This window comes from Ancalomicrobiaceae bacterium S20 (assembly GCA_040269895.1).
Lineage (GTDB): Bacteria > Pseudomonadota > Alphaproteobacteria > Rhizobiales > Ancalomicrobiaceae > Methyloraptor > Methyloraptor flagellatus.
Map to the genome: position 1 here is coordinate 1,566,159 of CP158568.1, position 18,350 is coordinate 1,584,508.

General features: G+C 68.1%; 15 protein-coding genes and 1 pseudogene. 8 read left to right on the forward strand and 8 right to left on the reverse strand.

What is annotated here, in order from left to right:
* Positions 1-10 precede the first annotated feature (10 nt).
* Positions 11-1,416: pseudogene (trmFO, locus tag ABS361_07315) on the reverse strand (methylenetetrahydrofolate--tRNA-(uracil(54)-C(5))-methyltransferase (FADH(2)-oxidizing) TrmFO).
* Between the two features lie 101 nt (positions 1,417-1,517).
* On the opposite strand from trmFO, the gene ABS361_07320 reads away from it, so the two are divergent.
* Positions 1,518-2,381 carry a hypothetical protein gene (locus tag ABS361_07320; GenBank protein ID XBY46035.1) on the forward strand — a complete coding sequence of 288 codons (864 nt, stop codon included), beginning with the start codon at positions 1,518-1,520 and terminating at the stop codon, positions 2,379-2,381.
* 805 nt (positions 2,382-3,186) lie between these two features.
* Here the strand turns inward: ABS361_07320 and uvrA are convergent.
* Positions 3,187-6,174: an excinuclease ABC subunit UvrA gene (gene uvrA / locus ABS361_07325; protein ID XBY46036.1), complete on the reverse strand. Its 2,988-nt coding sequence runs from the start codon at positions 6,172-6,174 to the stop codon at positions 3,187-3,189.
* Positions 6,175-6,269: 95 nt separating this feature from the next.
* Positions 6,270-6,812, reverse strand: a complete 543-nt coding sequence (locus ABS361_07330; protein XBY46037.1) for an SRPBCC family protein — start codon at positions 6,810-6,812, stop codon at positions 6,270-6,272.
* A gap of 258 nt (positions 6,813-7,070) precedes the next feature.
* On the opposite strand from ABS361_07330, the gene ssb reads away from it, so the two are divergent.
* The 5 genes from ssb (at position 7,071) to tmk (ending at position 11,634) form a co-directional block, all read left to right on the forward strand.
* The gene (ssb, locus tag ABS361_07335) at positions 7,071-7,601 is read left to right on the forward strand and encodes a single-stranded DNA-binding protein (GenBank protein XBY46038.1); all 531 of its coding nucleotides are present in this window, start codon (positions 7,071-7,073) and stop codon (positions 7,599-7,601) included.
* A gap of 328 nt (positions 7,602-7,929) precedes the next feature.
* Positions 7,930-9,003 carry a septal ring lytic transglycosylase RlpA family protein gene (locus ABS361_07340; protein XBY46039.1) on the forward strand — a complete coding sequence of 358 codons (1,074 nt, stop codon included), beginning with the start codon at positions 7,930-7,932 and terminating at the stop codon, positions 9,001-9,003.
* A gap of 234 nt (positions 9,004-9,237) precedes the next feature.
* Entirely contained in the window at positions 9,238-9,396 is a 159-nt protein-coding gene (locus tag ABS361_07345) for a hypothetical protein (GenBank protein ID XBY46040.1), read from the forward strand.
* Between the two features lie 272 nt (positions 9,397-9,668).
* On the forward strand, positions 9,669-10,967 hold the full coding sequence (locus ABS361_07350) for a D-alanyl-D-alanine carboxypeptidase family protein (GenBank protein ID XBY46041.1): 1,299 nt from the start codon (positions 9,669-9,671) through the stop codon (positions 10,965-10,967).
* Between the two features lie 4 nt (positions 10,968-10,971).
* Positions 10,972-11,634 (forward strand): dTMP kinase, encoded by a 663-nt coding sequence (tmk, locus tag ABS361_07355; GenBank protein ID XBY46042.1) that lies wholly within the window; start codon positions 10,972-10,974, stop codon positions 11,632-11,634.
* Positions 11,635-11,690: 56 nt separating this feature from the next.
* Here tmk and mazG read toward each other — a convergent pair whose 3' ends face one another.
* Positions 11,691-12,518, reverse strand: a complete 828-nt coding sequence (mazG, locus tag ABS361_07360) for a nucleoside triphosphate pyrophosphohydrolase (GenBank protein XBY46043.1) — start codon at positions 12,516-12,518, stop codon at positions 11,691-11,693.
* 189 nt (positions 12,519-12,707) lie between these two features.
* On the opposite strand from mazG, the gene arfB reads away from it, so the two are divergent.
* On the forward strand, positions 12,708-13,133 hold the full coding sequence (gene arfB / locus ABS361_07365; GenBank protein XBY46844.1) for an alternative ribosome rescue aminoacyl-tRNA hydrolase ArfB: 426 nt from the start codon (positions 12,708-12,710) through the stop codon (positions 13,131-13,133).
* Positions 13,134-13,149: 16 nt separating this feature from the next.
* Here the strand turns inward: arfB and ABS361_07370 are convergent, their stop codons facing one another.
* Positions 13,150-13,842, reverse strand: a complete 693-nt coding sequence (locus tag ABS361_07370; protein XBY46044.1) for a DUF1345 domain-containing protein — start codon at positions 13,840-13,842, stop codon at positions 13,150-13,152.
* Positions 13,843-14,031: 189 nt separating this feature from the next.
* Here ABS361_07370 and ABS361_07375 point away from each other — a divergent pair, with 189 nt between their 5' ends.
* Positions 14,032-14,295, forward strand: coding sequence for a GlsB/YeaQ/YmgE family stress response membrane protein (locus tag ABS361_07375; protein ID XBY46045.1), 264 nt, complete (start codon positions 14,032-14,034; stop codon positions 14,293-14,295).
* A 93-nt stretch (positions 14,296-14,388) separates the two neighbouring features.
* Here the strand turns inward: ABS361_07375 and ABS361_07380 are convergent, their stop codons facing one another.
* The 3 genes from ABS361_07380 to ABS361_07390 form a co-directional block, all read right to left on the reverse strand.
* Positions 14,389-16,092 (reverse strand): HAMP domain-containing methyl-accepting chemotaxis protein, encoded by a 1,704-nt coding sequence (locus tag ABS361_07380; protein XBY46046.1) that lies wholly within the window; start codon positions 16,090-16,092, stop codon positions 14,389-14,391.
* Between the two features lie 384 nt (positions 16,093-16,476).
* Entirely contained in the window at positions 16,477-17,316 is an 840-nt protein-coding gene (locus tag ABS361_07385; protein XBY46047.1) for a DUF1932 domain-containing protein, read from the reverse strand.
* A 62-nt stretch (positions 17,317-17,378) separates the two neighbouring features.
* Positions 17,379-18,296 (reverse strand): AEC family transporter, encoded by a 918-nt coding sequence (locus tag ABS361_07390; protein XBY46048.1) that lies wholly within the window; start codon positions 18,294-18,296, stop codon positions 17,379-17,381.
* Positions 18,297-18,350 lie beyond the last annotated feature (54 nt).

Genomic DNA, 18,350 nt, shown 5'->3' on the forward strand with positions numbered 1-18,350 from the left:
GACTGCCGGTTCACTCGGCGGCTTGATCAGCCGCCGGCACGAGCGCGGTCTCGGCGAGCCAGCGCTCGCAGTCGACGAGCGCGCGGGCGGCCTGCGCGCGCTTCTTGAGCAGGGTCTTCTCCGCGCCTCGGATCCGCTTGCCGTCCGGCGACTTCGGCGTCTCGATCGAGGGAAAAGGCCGAAGTTGACGTTCATCGGCTGGAACGAGCGCGGGCTGCCGGCTTCCTCGACCGCGATATGGCCGCCCGTGATATGGCCGATCAGCGCGCCCATCGCGGTCGTCGCCGGCGGCGGCACGGGCTCGCGGCCCAGCCGCTCGGCCGCCGCGAACCGGCCGACCATCAGGCCGACGGCCGCGCTCTCGACATAGCCCTCGCAGCCGGTGATCTGGCCGGCAAACCGGAGCCGCGGCTCGGCCTTGAGCCGCAGCGTCGCATCGAGCAGGCGCGGGCTGTCGAGATAGGTGTTGCGGTGCAGGCCGCCCAGGCGGGCGAACTCGGCCTTCTCGAGCCCGGGGATCATCCGGAACACGCGGACCTGTTCGGCGTGCTTGAGCTTGGTCTGGAAGCCGACCATGTTCCACAGCGTGCCGAGCGCGTTGTCCTGCCGGAGCTGCACGATCGCATAGGGCTTTGTTCCCGGATCGCGCGGATTGGTCAGCCCGACCGGCTTCATCGGCCCGTGGCGCAGGGTCTCGCGGCCGCGCTCGGCCATGACCTCGATCGGCAGGCAGCCGTCGAAATAAGGCGTCGAGGCTTCCCATTCCTTGAACGAGGTCTTCTCGCCGGCGATCAACGCGTCGACGAAGGCCTCGTACTGCTCCTTGGTCATCGGGCAGTTGAGATAGTCCGCCCCCGTGCCGCCGGGGCCGGCCTTGTCGTAGCGCGACTGGCGCCAGGCGATGTCATGGTCGATCGTGTCGAAGTGCACGATCGGGGCGATGGCGTCGAAGAAGGCGAGGCCGGCGCTGCCGGTCAGACCCGCAACCGCCTCGGCGAGCGCAGGGGCGGTCAGCGGGCCGGTGGCGATGACCACCGACGACCACTCGGCCGGCGGCAGGCCGGCGATCTCGCCGCGCTCGATCGTCACCAGCGGATGGGCTGCGAGCGCCGCGGTCACGGCGGCCGAAAAGCCGTCGCGGTCGACGGCGAGCGCGCCGCCGGCCGGCACCTGATGGGCATCGGCGGAGCGCATGATCAGCGAGCCGGCGCGCCGCATCTCTGCATGGAGCACGCCGACCGCATTGGACGTCGCGTCGTCGGAGCGGAACGAGTTCGAGCAGACCAGTTCGGCGAGACCGTCGGTCTGGTGCGCCTCGGTGCCGCGCACCGGCCGCATCTCGTGCAGCACCACGGGCACGCCGGCGCTGGCGATCTGCCAGGCCGCCTCGGAGCCCGCGAGGCCGCCGCCGATCACATGGACCGGCGCGAGGCCGGCGTCGGCGGAATGCGCGCGCGGGCGCGATCGGGTCGTTGGTCATGTCGGTCATGGCGCCTCGGTAGCACCGGCCGCGTCGCTTGCAAAGCGCCGGCGCGGCAATTGCGCTGAGGCGGCTTCGTGCGCCGTCGGCAGTGACGGCGATCGTGGGACTTGAGACAATCGCTCGAGACGTGCGATTCGACGGAGGACGCGGAATGCGCATGGCCTGTCTGGCCGTTATCGGCCTGGGACTACTCGTATCCGCGTGCAACAGTACCAAATCGGAACAGACCGGCTCGATCGCAGCATCGGACCTCGCCATCGGCTCAGGTCGTGGCGAAGCGGCGCGTGGAGACGGCGGCGGCGCCGATCCGGTCACGACCGGGTCGATCAAACCGACCGCGCCGGTGCGGTCGGCCGAGGTCGATCCGGGCGTCGTGTCCTGGTACGCCGAGCGTCACGCCCGGTTCCCCGATGGCGAAGTGCTCACCTATTGCCATGCCTATGGCTGCGAGCTTCAGACCGCGATCCAGATCACCGAGGCGGATCTCGGCGAGCTCAAGGCGATCTTCGCCAATGCCAAGACGCCGGCGGACGAGCGGATCGGGATCGACCATGCGGTGAGTTGGTGGGAGAACCGCGCGGCGCCGCATCTCGGCGGTCCGCCCGACCGCCGCGGCTCGGAGCCGAAGGACGCGCATGTGCCCGGGCAGACCGACTGTCTGGACGAGGCGACCAATTCGACGACCATTCTCGTCTACCTCGAGCGCAAGGGGCTCCTGCAGTTCCACCACACCCTGCGACCGGACTCGCGTGGTGGTCTGCTCTATGCCCACGCGACGGCGGTCTTCCGCGACACGGTCGCAGGCAAGGACTGGATCGTCGACAGCTGGATGCGCGACAGCGGTGATCCCAACGACGTGATGCCGCTCGACGAGTGGCTGTCGAAGCCGATGGGGTGAGGGCCGGGGTCCAGGCGGCCAGTCCGGGGCTGGGGCCGGCCTTCTCCGCGTCTGGACTGCCGAGAGCGTTGCACGAGCGCGCGGCGCGGCGACCGCAGTCATCCAAGAACGGCGTCGTGCGTCGCGGCCGGCGCGTTGCCGGCCGTCGCGAAGCGCCACGGCAAGGCGGGCCTGCGGCTGTCGAACGCCGGATCTCGTGCACAGCCGCATCTCGTGCACACCCGCGCGGCGCACGTGGCCTCGCCCGGGCTGACGCCTTCTCTCGCACGTGTTTCGCTCGCCCCAGAATCGAGACGCCCGCCGGTGGGAGGAACCGGCGGGCGCTCGATCAACCGAGAGGGGCGGGAAGAAGATCCCCTCCGGAGCGGGGCGGTCGTTCGGGAGGAGAGAACGAACCGTCCCAGGCAAACGGCCGGCGCAGCCTTCACGGGAACCGGTCTGGGAGGAGTGACCGTTCCGGTGAGTCCGTCATGGGCGAACCATCAACGGGCGGCGCAGCATCGTGCCGTTCACGAAACATACATAAGACTTTTCGCACTGCGGCATAAGGAGGGCCACCGCATGTCCGGCATGCGCATTGTGCAGTGCGATATGGGCGGTCGTTCGAGCCTGTGGCTCTGAACTAGGGGCGGGGCCACGAGATACGAGATCTCCAGGACCGCATCTTTTGGAGCTCCGCATTCCGGGATTGTGCCGTGCCGTGCCGTCCGGACCTTTCCGTCAGAACCGCGCCGCCGGCTGTCGCGATCGGGCGGCCGGGCCGAAATGAACCATGAAGGTGTCCGGTGCCCGAGCCGTGCGACCATCAACCGGCAGCGGCAACCGGCGTCCGGCGCGGCCGCCGCTCCAGCAACTCGGCGAGAAATTGCCCCGTGTAGCTCCGTGGCTCGGAGACGATATCCTCGGGGCGCCCGACCGCCACGATTTCGCCGCCGCCGTCGCCGCCTTCCGGGCCGAGATCGATGATCCAGTCCGCCGTCTTGATCACCTCGAGATTGTGCTCGATCACGACGACAGTGTTGCCCTGATCGACCAGCTCGTGCAGCACTTCGAGCAGCTTGGCCACATCATGGAAATGCAGGCCCGTGGTCGGCTCGTCGAGAATGTAGAGTGTCCGGCCGGTCGAGCGGCGCGACAGCTCCTTGGACAGCTTGACGCGCTGCGCCTCGCCGCCGGAGAGCGTCGTCGCCTGCTGGCCGATATGGACGTAGCCGAGGCCGACCCGTGACAGGGTCTCGAGCTTCTCGCGGATGATCGGCACGGCCGCGAAGAACTCGACGCCCTCATCGACCGTCATGTCGAGCACGTCGGCGATCGACTTGCCCTTGAACACGACGTCGAGCGTCTCGCGATTGTAGCGCTTGCCCTTGCAGACGTCGCAGGTCACGTAGACGTCCGGCAGGAAGTGCATCTCGATCTTGATGACGCCGTCGCCCTGGCAGGCCTCGCAGCGACCGCCCTTGACGTTGAAGGAGAAGCGACCGGGTCCGTAGCCCCGCGCCTTCGCTTCGGGAAGACCAGCGAACCACTCGCGGATCGGTGTGAACGCACCGGTGTAGGTCGCCGGGTTCGACCGCGGCGTGCGGCCAATCGGCGACTGGTCGATGTCGATCACCTTGTCGAGGAACTCCAGCCCATCGATGCGGTCGTGCGGCGCCGGATTCTCCTTGGCGCCGTTCAGCCGGCGCGCGACGGACCGGAACAGGGTGTCGATCAGGAAGGTCGACTTGCCGCCGCCCGAGACCCCGGTCACGCATGTCATGGTGCCCAACGGAATATCCGCCGAGACGTTCTTCAGGTTGTTGCCGCGTGCGCCGATCACCCGGATCTTCTTGGCCTTGTCGATACGCCGGCGCTTGGAGGGCAGCGGGATCTCCAGCGTGCCGGACAGATACTGCCCGGTCAACGAATTCGGATCCGCCAGGATTTCGGCCGGCGTCCCGGCGGCGATGATCCGGCCGCCGTGCACGCCGGCGCCCGGCCCGACATCGACGACATAGTCGGCCGCGAGAATGGCGTCCTCGTCGTGCTCGACCACGATGACGGTGTTGCCGAGGTCGCGCAGATGCCGCAGCGTGTCGAGCAGGCGGGCATTGTCGCGCTGATGCAGACCGATGGAGGGTTCGTCGAGCACGTAGAGCACGCCGGTGAGCCCGGATCCGATCTGCGACGCAAGGCGGATGCGCTGGCTCTCGCCGCCGGACAGCGTGCCCGAGTTGCGCGACAGCGTCAGGTAGTCGAGGCCCACGTCATTCAGGAACTGCAGCCGCTCCCGGATTTCCTTCAGAATCCGGCCGGCGATCTCGTTGCGCTTGGCGTCGAGTTCGGCCGGGAGACATTCGAACCAGGCGCCGGCGCTGCGGATCGACAGGCTCGACACTTCACCGATGTGTCGACCGGCAATCTTGACCGCCAGCGCCTCCGGCTTCAGCCGATAGCCGTTGCAGGCGCGGCACGGCGTATCGGCGAAATAGCGCTCGATCTCCTCGCGCGACCAGTCGGACTCGGTTTCGCGCCAGCGCCGTTCGAGGTTCGGGATCACGCCCTCGAAAGTCTTGCGCGTCTGGTAGCTGCGCAGCCCGTCGTCATAGGTGAACGTGACCTCGGTCGCCCCCGTGCCGAGCAGAATCGCGGTGCGGCCCTCCTCGGGCAGATCGCGCCAGGGCTTGGTCAGCGAGAAGCCGTAATGCTTGCCGAGCGCGTCGAGCGTCTGCATGTAGAAGGGCGACGTCGACTTGGCCCAGGGTGCTATCGCGCCCTGGCGCAAGGACAACGACTGGTCGGGCACGATCAGCTCGGGATCGATCTTCTGCTCCGATCCGAGACCGCCGCAGGTCGGACACGCGCCGAACGGGTTGTTGAACGAGAACAACCGCGGCTCGATCTCGGGAATGGTGAAGCCCGAGACGGGGCAGGCGAACTTCTCCGAAAACATGATCCGGCGCGGCTGACCGTCCTCGCCTGCCGCGTCGGCAAACTCGGCCACCGCGATCCCGTCGGCGAGCTTCAACGCCGTCTCGAACGAATCCGCCAACCGGCTCGCCATGTCGGCACGGACCACGATGCGGTCGACGACCACGTCGATGTCGTGCTTCAGCTTCTTGTCGAGCGCCGGTGCTTCGGCGATCTCGTAGAAGGTGCCGTCGATCTTGACGCGCTGAAAGCCCTTCTTCTGGAAGTCGGCCAGCTCCTTCCGATACTCGCCTTTGCGCCCGCGAACCACAGGGGCGAGCAGGTAGAGCCGCGTGCCCTCGTCGAGCCCGAGCACCCGATCGACCATCTGGCTGACCGTCTGGCTCTCGATCGGCAGGCCGGTCGCGGGTGAATAGGGGATGCCCACGCGCGCAAACAGAAGGCGCATGTAATCGTAGATCTCGGTGACGGTGCCGACCGTCGAGCGTGGGTTGCGCGACGTGGTCTTCTGCTCGATCGAGATTGCCGGCGACAGGCCATCGATCTGATCGACGTCCGGCTTCTGCATCATTTCGAGGAACTGACGCGCGTAGGCCGAGAGGCTCTCGACATACCGACGCTGGCCCTCCGCATAAATCGTGTCGAAGGCCAGAGACGATTTGCCCGAACCCGAGAGACCGGTCATGACCACGAGCTTGTCACGTGGCAAGTCGAGATCGACGTTCTTCAGATTGTGTTCGCGCGCGCCGCGAATCGAGATCGTCTTGCCGGAAAACAGCGAGGCGACCGCCGATGCCGGCGTCGAAGCCGCGGAACCGGTCGAACCCGCCTTGGCACCACCCTGGCCCGCGTCGATCAACCGGTTATCCGTCGCACCCATCGTCATGCTCGCGCTCCTCCGGCGGCCGCCGGTTCGAATTTCCACGGATCGAGGCGGCGACGCCGACCTTATACGCCGACCGGATCACCGGAGGTTCAGGTCTTGTGTCGCTCGGCCAGCGCCTTGAGGCCCGCATCGTAGAAGGCGCGGACCGCGCCCCAGGCCTTGCCAGTGGCGACTCCGTTTGCGGGCGCGTAGCTGCCGGACCAGACGATGCGACTGCCGCCGTCATGCCGACGGACGGCGAGCGTCGCCTGAAGGTCCACGACCGACGCTCCCCCCTCGACGAGCCGATAGGTATAGGTTCGCGCCCGATCATTCCAGTCCACCAGACGTTCGACCTGGGTCGCGCCGTCGGCAAGTGTCAGGGTGCGCGTGAGCTTGCCGTCGACCTCGACGGCGCTGCACGCCTTGACCATGGGATGCCAAGTCTCGATCGCGCAGAAATCGCCGAGTTCCTTCCAGACAGCATCGGGATCACCGGAGACATCGACCCAACGCGCGGTGTCGAGCGCGATCGCGCCAGAGGTGGTCCAGCCGGTCGCGGAGCATGCGACCGCGATAAGGAGGGCCAGGCGGACGAGTTGTTCGCCTACGTACTGTCCGGCGCGCCGCCGGTGCATTCCGTGCCTTGTCATGATCCGCTCCCCGTGCAGGCTCTTGCGAAACACGAGCAGATGCTATAGAACGAACGCGGAACATGTCAAGCGATGTTCCACTAATGTACTCGTCGATCGCGGTTCTCACCTCGCCATCGGGCCGTGTGTCATGGGTGGGATGCGACCATGGCCGGGTGGCAGTTTTCCGTGGATGGTAGCCTGCGGTCGCTGCGTTCCGGTCGCCAAGGGAATGCTACGGGAGTAAGGTGGCCAGCAAATCGAGGTGCGGAGGACGGCATGGCCGGAAGCGTGAACAAGGTCATCCTGGTCGGCAATCTGGGTGCCGATCCGGAGGTGCGGCGTACTCAGGATGGTCGGCCGATCGTCAACCTGAGGCTCGCCACGTCGGACACCTGGCGGGATCGGCAGTCGGGTGAGCGCCGGGAGCGCACCGAGTGGCACCGTGTCGTCATCTTCAACGAAGCGCTTGCCAAGATCGCCGAGCAGTATCTGCGGAAGGGCTCGAAGGTCTATGTCGAGGGGGCGCTGCAGACCCGTGAGTGGGAAGACCAGCAGGGTCAGAAGCGGTATTCGACCGAAGTCGTCCTGCAGAACTTCAATGGACAATTGACGCTGCTGGATCGACCGGGTGGCGGCGGCGGCGACGACTTCGGCGACGAGGCGATGTCCGGGGGGCGTGGCGGCGGCGGAGGCGGTCGCGTCGGTTACGACCGAGGCGGCGATCGGGGCGCTTCGGCGCCGCGGGGCGCGCCGAAGCAGCCGGCCTATTCGGGTGGCGGCGACATCGACGACGAAATTCCGTTCTGAGGCCGAACGGATTACCGCGTTCCGGGTGGGTCTGGCCGCGGCATCCGGCTCGATGGGGCGAGCGGTTTGGTTATGGGGCGTCGAGCCGGCGGCGTTCGACGCCGACGCCTGTCGAGCCGGTGGTCCGAATTCTGTGTGGGAGGAGAGGGCTGCTGCGCGAATGGGGCGCATCGTGGCGGCGGCCGGAGGAACGGCCGGCATGTGTGGAGGATTGGCTTAACCTGTCGTTAATGGGGCTCGCTCAATTTAGGATTCACGATATCCACGCGGGTTTTGTATCCGTTTCGCCGGCTGACGGCGGACAGTTACCCGCCGCGAAAGACGAGCGATGCGCCATACTCCGATCGAGCCGCCGACCGCGAGCCGCCTTTCGCTGTTCGCTTCCGTTTCGGTGGTCGTCCTCGGCGGACTTGTGCTCGCGGGATGCGCCTCGCATCCCGAGAAGGGCGTCCGGCGCGAGAAGATTACGCAGAACAAGGTGATCACCTCCGGACCGATCCCGCCCGGCGGCGGACGGCGGCAGATCGGCCAGCCGTATCAGGTCGGCGACAGGGTCTATGTGCCGCGGGAGGATCCGACCTACGACCGTGTCGGCGTGGCGTCCTGGTACGGCGGCGAGTATCACCACGGCACGTTGACGGCGAACGGCGAGGTCTATGATCGCGGCACGATCTCGGCCGCGCATCCGACGCTGCCGCTGCCGTCCTATGCGCGCGTCACCAATGTCGAGAACGGTCGCTCGATCATGGTGCGCGTCAACGATCGCGGCCCCTATGTCGGCAACCGGATCATCGACCTCTCGGAACGAACCGCGGATCTGCTCGGCATGCAGGGCAAGGGCCTCGGTCAGGTCCGCGTGCAATATGTCGGTCCGGCGGGGCTCGCGGGTTCGGACCAGCGGGTGCTGCTGTCGTCGTTGCGCGGCCCGGGCTCGGGCAATGTCGCGCAGGATCGCACCATGATCGCCATGGCCGATCGCAGCCCGAGCGGCCCGTTGGGCGGCGGCGGGCGCGAGGCGCCGAAGGTTGCGCCGGCGCCCACGATGGTGGCCCAGGCCGAGATTCCGTCGCGGATCGCCAACGAGCGTGCGGGAGCCGCCGAGGCGCGGTTGCCGTCGCCGTCGTTCCAGGCCTCGCTCGCCTCGACGGGTCTGTTCGGTGGAGCGCAGCCGACCCGCGCGGCCAGTCTGGCGCCGACGTCGGGCGCGCGGATCGCGTTGCCGCCCAGCGCAAAGGCCGAACCGCTGCCGGTGCGGGTTGCCAACACTTCGGCGGAGTCGGTCGCGGCCGGGCTCGGCGATGCCGGCCAGCCGCTGTCGATCCTGCCGCCGGCACCGGTCGGCGGCGCCGCTCAGGCCGTGATCCCAGTTTCGGCCCCCGTCCAGTCCGCGCCTGCGGCATAGCCGGCGGGTGCGATCCAATATCGCTGGACGACGCCGCAGCCGCATTCGGTCTATTCCAACTCCTTCGCGGATACGACCGACGCGCGCATCGCCGCCGCGCACGAGGCGTTCCGGGCCATTACGGTCGGCGCGGACTTCGCGTCGCTGGCGCAGGCCGAGGCGCGGGCGCGCCCGGCGACGATCGATCTCGGCCGGCACGCCGGCAAGCGCGAGATCGAGCGTGTCGCGCTCGGGATGCAGCGGTTCGGCACGGTCGTGATCCTGCCAGCGGCGGGGCGGGGCGATGCCAAGCATACGTTGCTTCTGCTCGCCGACGGTTCTGCGCCGGTCGCGGACGTGATCGGTGCGGCGCGCGGGCTCGGCGCGCCGGAGGCCCGGATTCTGGCCAATTGAGCGACGCCGCGGGCGGGTCGACGGGACGAGCGCCCGTCGCCCCGACGGCCTATGCCCCGATTTCCGGCTTGCGTGATACGTCGATTCCGGGCTTTCTCGTCGGGTCCGGTGCGGCGTAACAAATCCGCCGCCTTGGCCGTCGTATTAGCGGGGCACTCAGCGCGTCGCCCGATCGGGCGCATCCGCCGGATGGGCGGTAAGGAGATCGCATCGTGGCGGCATACGTCGATCCGGCTCGATCCGACCGGCCGCGGGCGGATTTTCGCCCGGCCATGGCTTCGCATGAGCATTTCGTCCCGAGGGGGATCGACCCGAATGCCAGCGGACTGTCGCGGCGCGGCGTTCTCACGCGCGGGCTCGTTGCGCTCGCGGGCGCTGCCTCGCCCGCGCTTCTGCTCGGGTCGCGTGACGCCGATGCCAAGCCGCGCGCCGTGACCGGCCGTCAGGCCGCGCAGGCGGGGGCGGCGCAGGCGAAGGATTCGGGCGTCTTCGAGACCAAGGGCGAGAACGCGATCCTGGTCGACTACGAATCCGGCACGGTCCTGTTCGAGAAGAATCCGGACCGACAGTTTCCGCCTGCCAGTCTCGCCAAGATGATGACGGTCGCGGTTCTGTTCAACGAGATCCGTGAAGGACGGGTCAAACTGGAGCAGGACTTCCTGGTCTCCGAACATGCCTGGCGGACCGGCGGTGCGCCGTCGCGGACGTCCTGCATGTTCGCGCCGGTCAACAGCCGGGTGAAGATCGTCGATCTGATCCAGGGCATCATGATCCAGTCGGCGAACGACGGCGCCATCGCGGTCGCCGAGGGCATCGCCGGCTCGGAGGACGCCTTCGCGGAACTGATGAACAAGCGTGCCAAGGAGATCGGGCTGAAGAGCACCAGCTTCGGCAACCCGACCGGCCTGCCGCATTTCAACAACAAGGCGACCGCGCGCGATCTCTATCTGCTGGCGCGGCATCTGATCGCCGAATTTCCGGAATTCTATAAATATTATTCGCAGCGCGAGTTCACCTACAACAATATCCGCCAGTTCAACCGTAATCCGCTGCTCAATGACGGTATCGGCGCGGACGGACTGAAGACCGGCTACATCAAGGAATCCGGCTACAACATCGTCGGCTCGGCCAATCAGAACGGTCAGCGGCTGATCATGGTGATGAGCGGCTGCAAGAGCGAGAAGGAGCGGGCCGAGGAGGCGCGCAAGCTCATGGACTGGGGCTTCCGCACTTTCGAGCAGATAAAGCTCTACGACAAGGACGAGGTGGTCGGGGAGGCGAGCGTCTATGGCGGCGCGTCGGGCCGCGTGCCGCTCGTCTCGGAGAAGACCGTCAACGTGCTGGTGCCGCGCGGCAATCGCGACAAGCTCAAGGGCCGGGTGGTCTATTCCGGGCCGGTCAAGGCGCCGGTCGAGAAGGGCCGGCCGATCGGGCGGCTGCTCGTGCTGCGCGACGACCAGGTGATGCAGGAGACGCCGCTCGTCGCGGCCGGATCGGTCGAGATCGGCACGCTCAGGCAGCGCGCGTTCGATGCGGTCGGCGAACTGCTCGTCGGCTGGATCAAGGGCTGAAGCGGTGGCTGTCGCCGATCCGTCCCATCCGCCCGTCGGCCGCTTCATCACCTTCGAAGGCGGCGAGGGCGCGGGCAAGTCCACCCAGGTCAAGCGTCTGGCCGAGCGGCTGCGCAGGAGTGGCCTGACCGTCGTGGTCACGCGCGAGCCGGGCGGCTCGGCGGGCGCGGAGGTCGTCCGGCATGTGATCTTATCCGGCGCGGCGGAGGCGCTCGGGCCCGAGGCCGAGGCGATGCTGTTCGCGGCGGCGCGGGCGGACCATGTCGACGAGACGATCCGGCCGGCGCTCGAGGCCGGGCAGTGGGTCATCTCGGACCGGTTCGCCGACTCGACGCGCGTCTATCAGGGCGTGACGGGACGGGTGCCCGCGGCCCTGATCGACGAACTCGAGCGTGTGGCGCTCGACGGCGTGGCGCCGGATCTGACGATCCTGCTCGACCTGCCGGCCGAGGTCGGGCTGAAGCGTGCCGCGGTTCGGCGGGGCAGTGCCGACGCCGACCGGTTCGAGAAGGAGGATGTCGCGATGCATGCCGCGCGGCGCGACGCGTTCCTGGCGATCGCGCGTTCCGAACCGCGACGTTTCGCGGTCGTCGATGCGAGCCATGACCCGGACATGGTCGCCGAAGACGTCTGGCACGCTGTGTCCGCGCGGCTGGGGCTGCGCTGACCGGGGGCGGGATGCCGCCGCGCCCCGGCATGGTTCACGCTCGCGCGTGTCGCGCCTCACTCGCGCGTGGCGCGCTTCGCCTGCTGCCAGATCTCCTCCATTTCGTCGAGGCTCGCGGCGCCGAGCGGGCGGCCCTGCTCGGCGAGGCGACGTTCGATGAAGGCGAAGCGGCGGCGGAATTTCTCGTTGCCGCGCCGGAGTGCCTTTTCCGGGTCGAGCTTCAGATGGCGGGCGAGATTGGCGACGGCGAACAGCACGTCGCCGAGTTCCTCCTCGAGCGCCTCGTCGCTGCGCGGCTTCTCGATCTCGGCCTCGATCTCCTCCAGCTCCTCTCGGATCTTGGCGATGACGGCATGGGGATCGTCCCAGTCGAAACCGACCGTGCCGGCCTTGGCGGTCAGGCGCACGGCGCGTTCGAGCGCGGGCAGGCCGGAATTGACGCTGTCGAGCAAGCCCTTCGGACCCTCGACGATGCCGCGTGCCGCCTTGCGGGCGGCTTTGTCGACCTTTTCCTCGGCCTTGATCCGCTCCCAGCTGTCCTTGGCCATGCCGGCGTCGCGGGCTTCGGCGTCGCCGAACACGTGCGGATGGCGGCGGATCATCTTGGTCGTGATCGCCTCGACCACGTCGCCGAAGTCGAACTGGCCGTCCTCCGACCCCATCTGGGCATGGAAGACCACCTGCAGTAGCAGGTCGCCGAGTTCGTCCTTCAGATCCTCGATATCGCCGCGCTCGATCGCGTCGGCGACCTCGTAAGCCTCCTCGATCGTGTAGGGCGCGATCGTCGCGAAGGTCTGTTCGAGGTCCCACGGGCAGCCCGTGACCGGCGTCCTCAGCGCCTTCATGATCTCGAGCAGCCGTGCGATATCGCGAGACGGGGTCATTCAGGGCCTCTCACCCGGAGAAAAAGGAGGGCGGGACCGTCCGTCCCGCCCACGCGAACGCGAGCCTATATCATCGCCGCCGCGATCGGGCCATGATCGCGCCGCATCGAAGACCCGCCGCAACGCCGCGTCCGCCCACGGCTTCCGCGCACGAGACCCCCCGCGAGATCCTCCATGTCCGACGGCCGCATGATCCCCGTGACCCGCCGCATCGCGATCGACGAGCGCGAGCTGTCGGAGACGTTCGTGCGCGCCTCCGGACCGGGCGGGCAGAACGTCAACAAGGTCTCGACCGCGGTCGAACTGCGTTTCGACGTCGCCGGGTCGCCGAACCTGCCGGAGGAGGTGCGTCAACGGCTCGCGCGGCTCGCCGGCCGGCGGCTGACGCTCGACGGCGTGCTTGTGCTGCGCGCCGACCGGTTCCGTACCCAGGAGCGCAATCGCGAGGACGCGCTGGAGCGGCTTCTCGGTCTCATCCGCGAGGCGGCGGTGCCGCCGCCGCCGCCGCGCAAGGCGACCAAGCCGACCCGCTCGTCGCAGATCAAGCGGGTCGACGAGAAGAAGCGGCGCGGCAACGTCAAGGGGCTCAGGCGCGGCCGGATCGACCACGACTGAGCACGGCGAGCCCCGCTCAGATCAGCCCGGCGCCGATGTTGACCATCAGGGCGAGGATCGTGGTGTTGAACACGAAGGCGAGCACGCAGTGCAGGAGCCCGATCCGGCGCACGCGGGTCGAGGCCATGGCGACGTCGGCGGTCTGGCCGGAGGTGCCGACCACGAAGGCGAAGTAGAGAAAATCGCTGTAGATCGGCTTGTCCTGGCCGGGAAACTCCAGGCAGGCCGCATGGCCGCGGCCGATCGCGTTGTAATATTCGTGCGCGTAGTGCAGCGCGAACATGGTGTGGGTGAAAGCCCAGGCCGAGGCGAGCGTCAGGGCGGCGAGGCCGATATGGGCGGCCTTGGAGAAGCCGGTCAGATCCTTGACGACGGTCAGCTCCGCGACGATCGCGACGAGGCTCGCCGTGGCGGCGAGCACGGTCATCACCAGGATCGTCGTCTGGCCCTCGTCCTGGAGCTTGGCGCGGTTGCGCATCTTGTCGAGCGAGGCACGCGCCATCATGGTCCAGGCGAGGCCGAGGTAGAGCACGCTGCCGACGTTCCAGGCGACCAGCAGCCGCGTCTGGACGCGCCAGGCCGTCACCACGTCGAGCAGGATCAGGGTCAGAACCCCGATCAGCGCCGAGAGTGTGAGCCGCGGGCGTGTCCGAGCGTGGCGGATCACCGGCAGGCGGTGCAGGCGATGGGGGAACGGCGGATGGGTCATGCTGGATCCTGGCGGAGGGGCGCGCGTCGACTCGCGCATCTGCGGGGCACTCAGTCTGCGCCACGAGCCCTGTCGAAGCGCTGACCGTGCCTTAGCGCGGAACAATGCGACGGCGCTTGTGCTTTTTCCGCTCGACAGACGCGCCTCGCGACCGGTCACGCCGGCGGCGCGCCAAGCGGGAGAGCCGACATGAGCATTCTATGGACCATCATTATTGGATTTGTCGCCGGCGTCATCGCCAAGTGGATCATGCCCGGCCGCAACGAGCCGAGCGGCTTCATCCTCACCGCCATTCTCGGCATCGTCGGCGCTTTCGTCGCGACCTATCTCGGCCAGTCGCTCGGCTGGTATCGCGCCGGCGAGGGCGCCGGGCTGATCGGGGCGGTGGTCGGCTCGATCATCGTGCTGTTCGTCTGGGGCATGATCGCCGGCCGGCGCGACAGCCTGACCTGACGAACCCATGCGCACGTCCCTTCGGAAGCGGCAAGGCCGCCGGATCGGCGATCCGGCGGCCTTGTGCTTGTCGGGGGCGCCTTCAGGGCGGCGTCAGCCGACGCGGATCTGCTTGACCAGGTCGACGACCTCCTGCTGCAGCTCGTTCGCCTGACCGGAGAGCGAGTTCGACAGGCCCATCAGCTGCGTCGAAGCGGCGCCGGTCATTTCGGCGGCGCGGCCGACGCCGTTGATGTTGCTGGTCACGGCCTCGGTGCCGCGCGCGGCCTGCTGGGTGTTGGCCGAGATCTCGTCGGTCGCGGCCGCCTGCTGCTCGATCGCGGCGGCGATGTCGCCGGAGATCTGCTGGATCTGCGCGATCGTGCCGTTGATCTTGTCGATCGAACCGACCGTGCGATCGGTCGCGGCCTGGATCTCGCCGATCTTGGCGGAGATCTCTTCCGTCGCCTTGGCGGTCTGCGAGGCGAGCTGCTTCACCTCCGAGGCGACGACCGCGAAGCCGCGGCCGGCCTCACCCGCACGGGCCGCCTCGATGGTGGCGTTGAGCGCGAGCAGATTGGTCTGCGCGGCGATATTGCTGATCAGCTCGACGACTTCACCGATCTTGGTCGCGGCGACTGCGAGCGCCTTCACGTCGGTGTCGGTGCGGGTCGCTTCCGCCGCGGCCGTGTCGGCGATCTCGTTGGAGCGTGCGACCTGCCGGGAAATGTCGCGGATCGAGGCCGACATCTCCTCGGTCGAGGCGGCCGTGGTCTGGACGTTGGCCGAGGCCTCCTCGGCCGCGCCGGAAACCGCCTGCGCCTGGCGCGAGGTCTCTTCGGCGGTGGCGGAGAGGTTCTTGGCGCTGTCCGCCACTTCCTGCGCCGAGCGCACGAAGGTCTCGGCGAGCGATCCCATGCGGGCCTGGAACTGGTCGGCGATCTCGATCCGCGCCCGGCGCATCTCCTCGGCGCGCTGCTGCTCGGTTTCGGCGGCACGGGCGCGCAGCACCTCGGCCTCGCGGAGCTGGGTGCGCAGGATCTCCAGCGCGGTGGCGAGCGAGCCGATCTCGTCGGAACGCTTGCCGAGATCGAAGCGCTGATCGAGCTCACCGCGGCCGAGCGCCTCGGTCTGCTTCATCATCGCAAGGAGGGGAGCGACCACGACGCGGCGGGTCATGAAGAAGGCGAGCGCCACGATCGCGATGATCGTCGCGGCGATGCCGGCGAGCGTCACGGTCGCGCTCCACTGCGCGCCGGCGGCGGTCTCGGCCTTCTGCTGATCGCGCAGGGCCTTGAAGTCCTCGATCATCGCCGCGGTGAGCTTCAGCGTCTCGTTCAGCGCCGGTCCGCAGGTGCGGTTCATCAGGTCGTCGGCTTTTGCACGGGCCTCGAGCGTCGATCCGGGCATTTCCGCGAGCCGAATCGTTTCGGCACAGGTCTTGTCCAGTGCCGTGCGATAGACCTTGCGGACCTGGTCGACGCGATCGGCATAGGCGGGTACGAAGCGCGCCGCCTTGGTCATATAGAGTTCGAAACTGTCGATGCCGTCCTTGCGCGCCTTCGACGCGGCGGCTTCTTCGGCGTCGGACTGGGCGACGATGCTCTGGTAGATCCCCGCAACCGTCTTCGACACACCGCCGTCGGCCCGCGCGACCGCGACCGCACCGACGCCCGGACCTTCCAGGATCGCGGTATTCTGCTTGTCGATGATCGAAAACTGGGACGTGGCATAGAGGGCGCCGGCCAGACTGGCGCTCCCGAGGATGAGCAGCAGGCTGACGACCTTCCAGATCATGGGCCAATTCTTGACGTTCATCGATCGTGTCTCCGGCGATGCCTTCGGTGAAGCGCGGCAGGTTCCATGGGGTTTCATCCTCGGCGGGCTTGTCGTCGTTCGGGCTGCTTGTGGCCCGATTGAGTCTGAATCATAGGAGACTGGACTTAATCAATCCTTGATTGGAAAAAGTAATTTCAGTATTCGACCACGTGAATTATAATATGATCGTGTAAAATTACAGAAATACAGAAAGCCGGCAGTGCGGGTGGCACTCCGGTTTTTTCGTTCGGCGCATCGACCCATGGGGTGAAATCGGTCCGCTACATTGAAAGCGCCTCGATGGTCACGATCGATGGAGATGCTTTGACTTGACGCTTGGCGCCGACCGCAGGTGGCCGGCGCCGCGTTCGCGGTACGCCCGGCTCAGCTCCTGCCGAGGAAGCGGTCCATGACGGCCTTCTCGCCCGGACCGAGGTCTTCGGAGGCGATCCGCTCATAGAGGCGAGCGGCGCCCCGGTAGAAGGACGATTCCGGGTAGTCGGCGCCGACGAAGTCGGCGATGGCGTGCATCTCCTCGACCCAGCGATAGGCCTTGCCGTACATGTCGGGCAGGGTCTTCTCGAAACGGGTGAGGAGCTGCGGCTGGCTGGCTGCGAGTTCGGCATGCAGCGCCGGACCGGCGCCGGCGCGGTCGGCGGCGAGGATCATCGCGGCGGCGATCGCGACCAGGCCCTTGGTGATGCCGGCATAGGAGAGCTTCAGCGCCGAGGCGGCGCCGATCGGGCCATCGACGATGCGGACGTCGAGACCGAGATCGCCGAGCACGGCCGCATCGTTGGCGGCGGCGCCGGAGAAGTAGAACGCCGGCCCGCGCTCGCCGTCTTTCGGCGGAAAGCCGATGATGGCGCCGTCGATGCAGCGGGCGCCGGTCTCGCCGAGCGTTTCGGCGATGGCGGCCATGGTCTCGGTACCGACGGCGTTGCAGTCGACGAAGGCCGGCGCACCGCTGCGGCCGATCAACGGCGCGAAGCGCGCGGCCAGCGCCTTGGCATCGGCCGGCGGCACGATCGACAGGATCAGCGAGGCATTTTCGGCGATGGTGCGGTCGTCGGCATCGATCATGCCGGCGGCGGTGGCGCGGGCGCGGCTCGCCTCGCCGCGACCGGCGAGCGAGGTCAGCACGGTGGCGCCGTTGGCGGAAAGGCGGCGGCCGACGGCGCTACCCATGGCGCCGGCGGCGATCACGGCGATGGTCTCGGTCATGGGGCGTGTGCTCCTCGGGTCGAACGGCGCGGCGGCGCCGGATGGAAAAGGGGGCGTCCGGCTCATGCGAAGGCCATGACGACGGCGGTGATGGTGAACAGGGAGGCGGTGGTCGCGACCGCGAAGGCGCAGGCCGCCTCCTCGGCATAGCGGCCGAACTGCGATGCCATGACATAGACGTTGACGCCCGGCGGCAAGGCGGCGGTGATGGTTGCGACGGCCACCGCCTCGCGCGGCAGATCGGCCGCCCAGGCGAGTGCGAACACCAGCACCGGGTGGACGACGAGCTTCAACGCGGCGGCTGCCAGCGGCGGGCCGGCGGCTTCCGGCCATTCGAGCCGATAGACCAGGGCGCCGAGCGCGACGAGGGCCAGCGGCGAGGCGGCGGTCGCGAGCGCGGCGATCACCTGATCGACCGGTCCGGGCAGGGCCAGGCCGCTCATGCGCACCGCGAAGCCGGCGATGAGCGCTAGCGTCATCGGATTGCCGAAGGCGGCGACGAGCGTCGGCCGCAGCCGCACCCTTTCGCCGCCGACGCCGGCCGCGACCAGCAGCGTGGCGGCCGGAATCAGGATCAGCGAGTGAACGGCGATGATCTCGGTGATCTCGACCACGCCGCGGTCGCCGAACAGGGCGTGCACGACCGGCACGCCGATCAGCGAGGAATTCGAATAGACCGCGCCCATGCCGAACACGCCGGCCTCCGACAGGCCGAGGCCGAGCACGCGGCGGGCATAGACATGGGCGATCAGCAGCAGCAGCGCGCAGGCGACGAAGTAGACGATCGCGATCGTCGGCAGTCCGCCGCCTCCGGTCTCGTGCGCGAGCGCCCGAAACAGGAGTGCCGGCACCGCGAGCGTGCCGACCACCTTCACCAGACCGCGCGTACCGGCCTCGTCGACGATGTGAAAGCGCGCGGCCGCCCATCCGACCGCGAGCAAGCCGAACACCGGAGCGAGAACCACGAGGGCTGCCAACACGTGTCTTCCGTCCTTCTTTGTTGCCGCCGCCGGCCCGTTCCGGCGGCGTGCCGG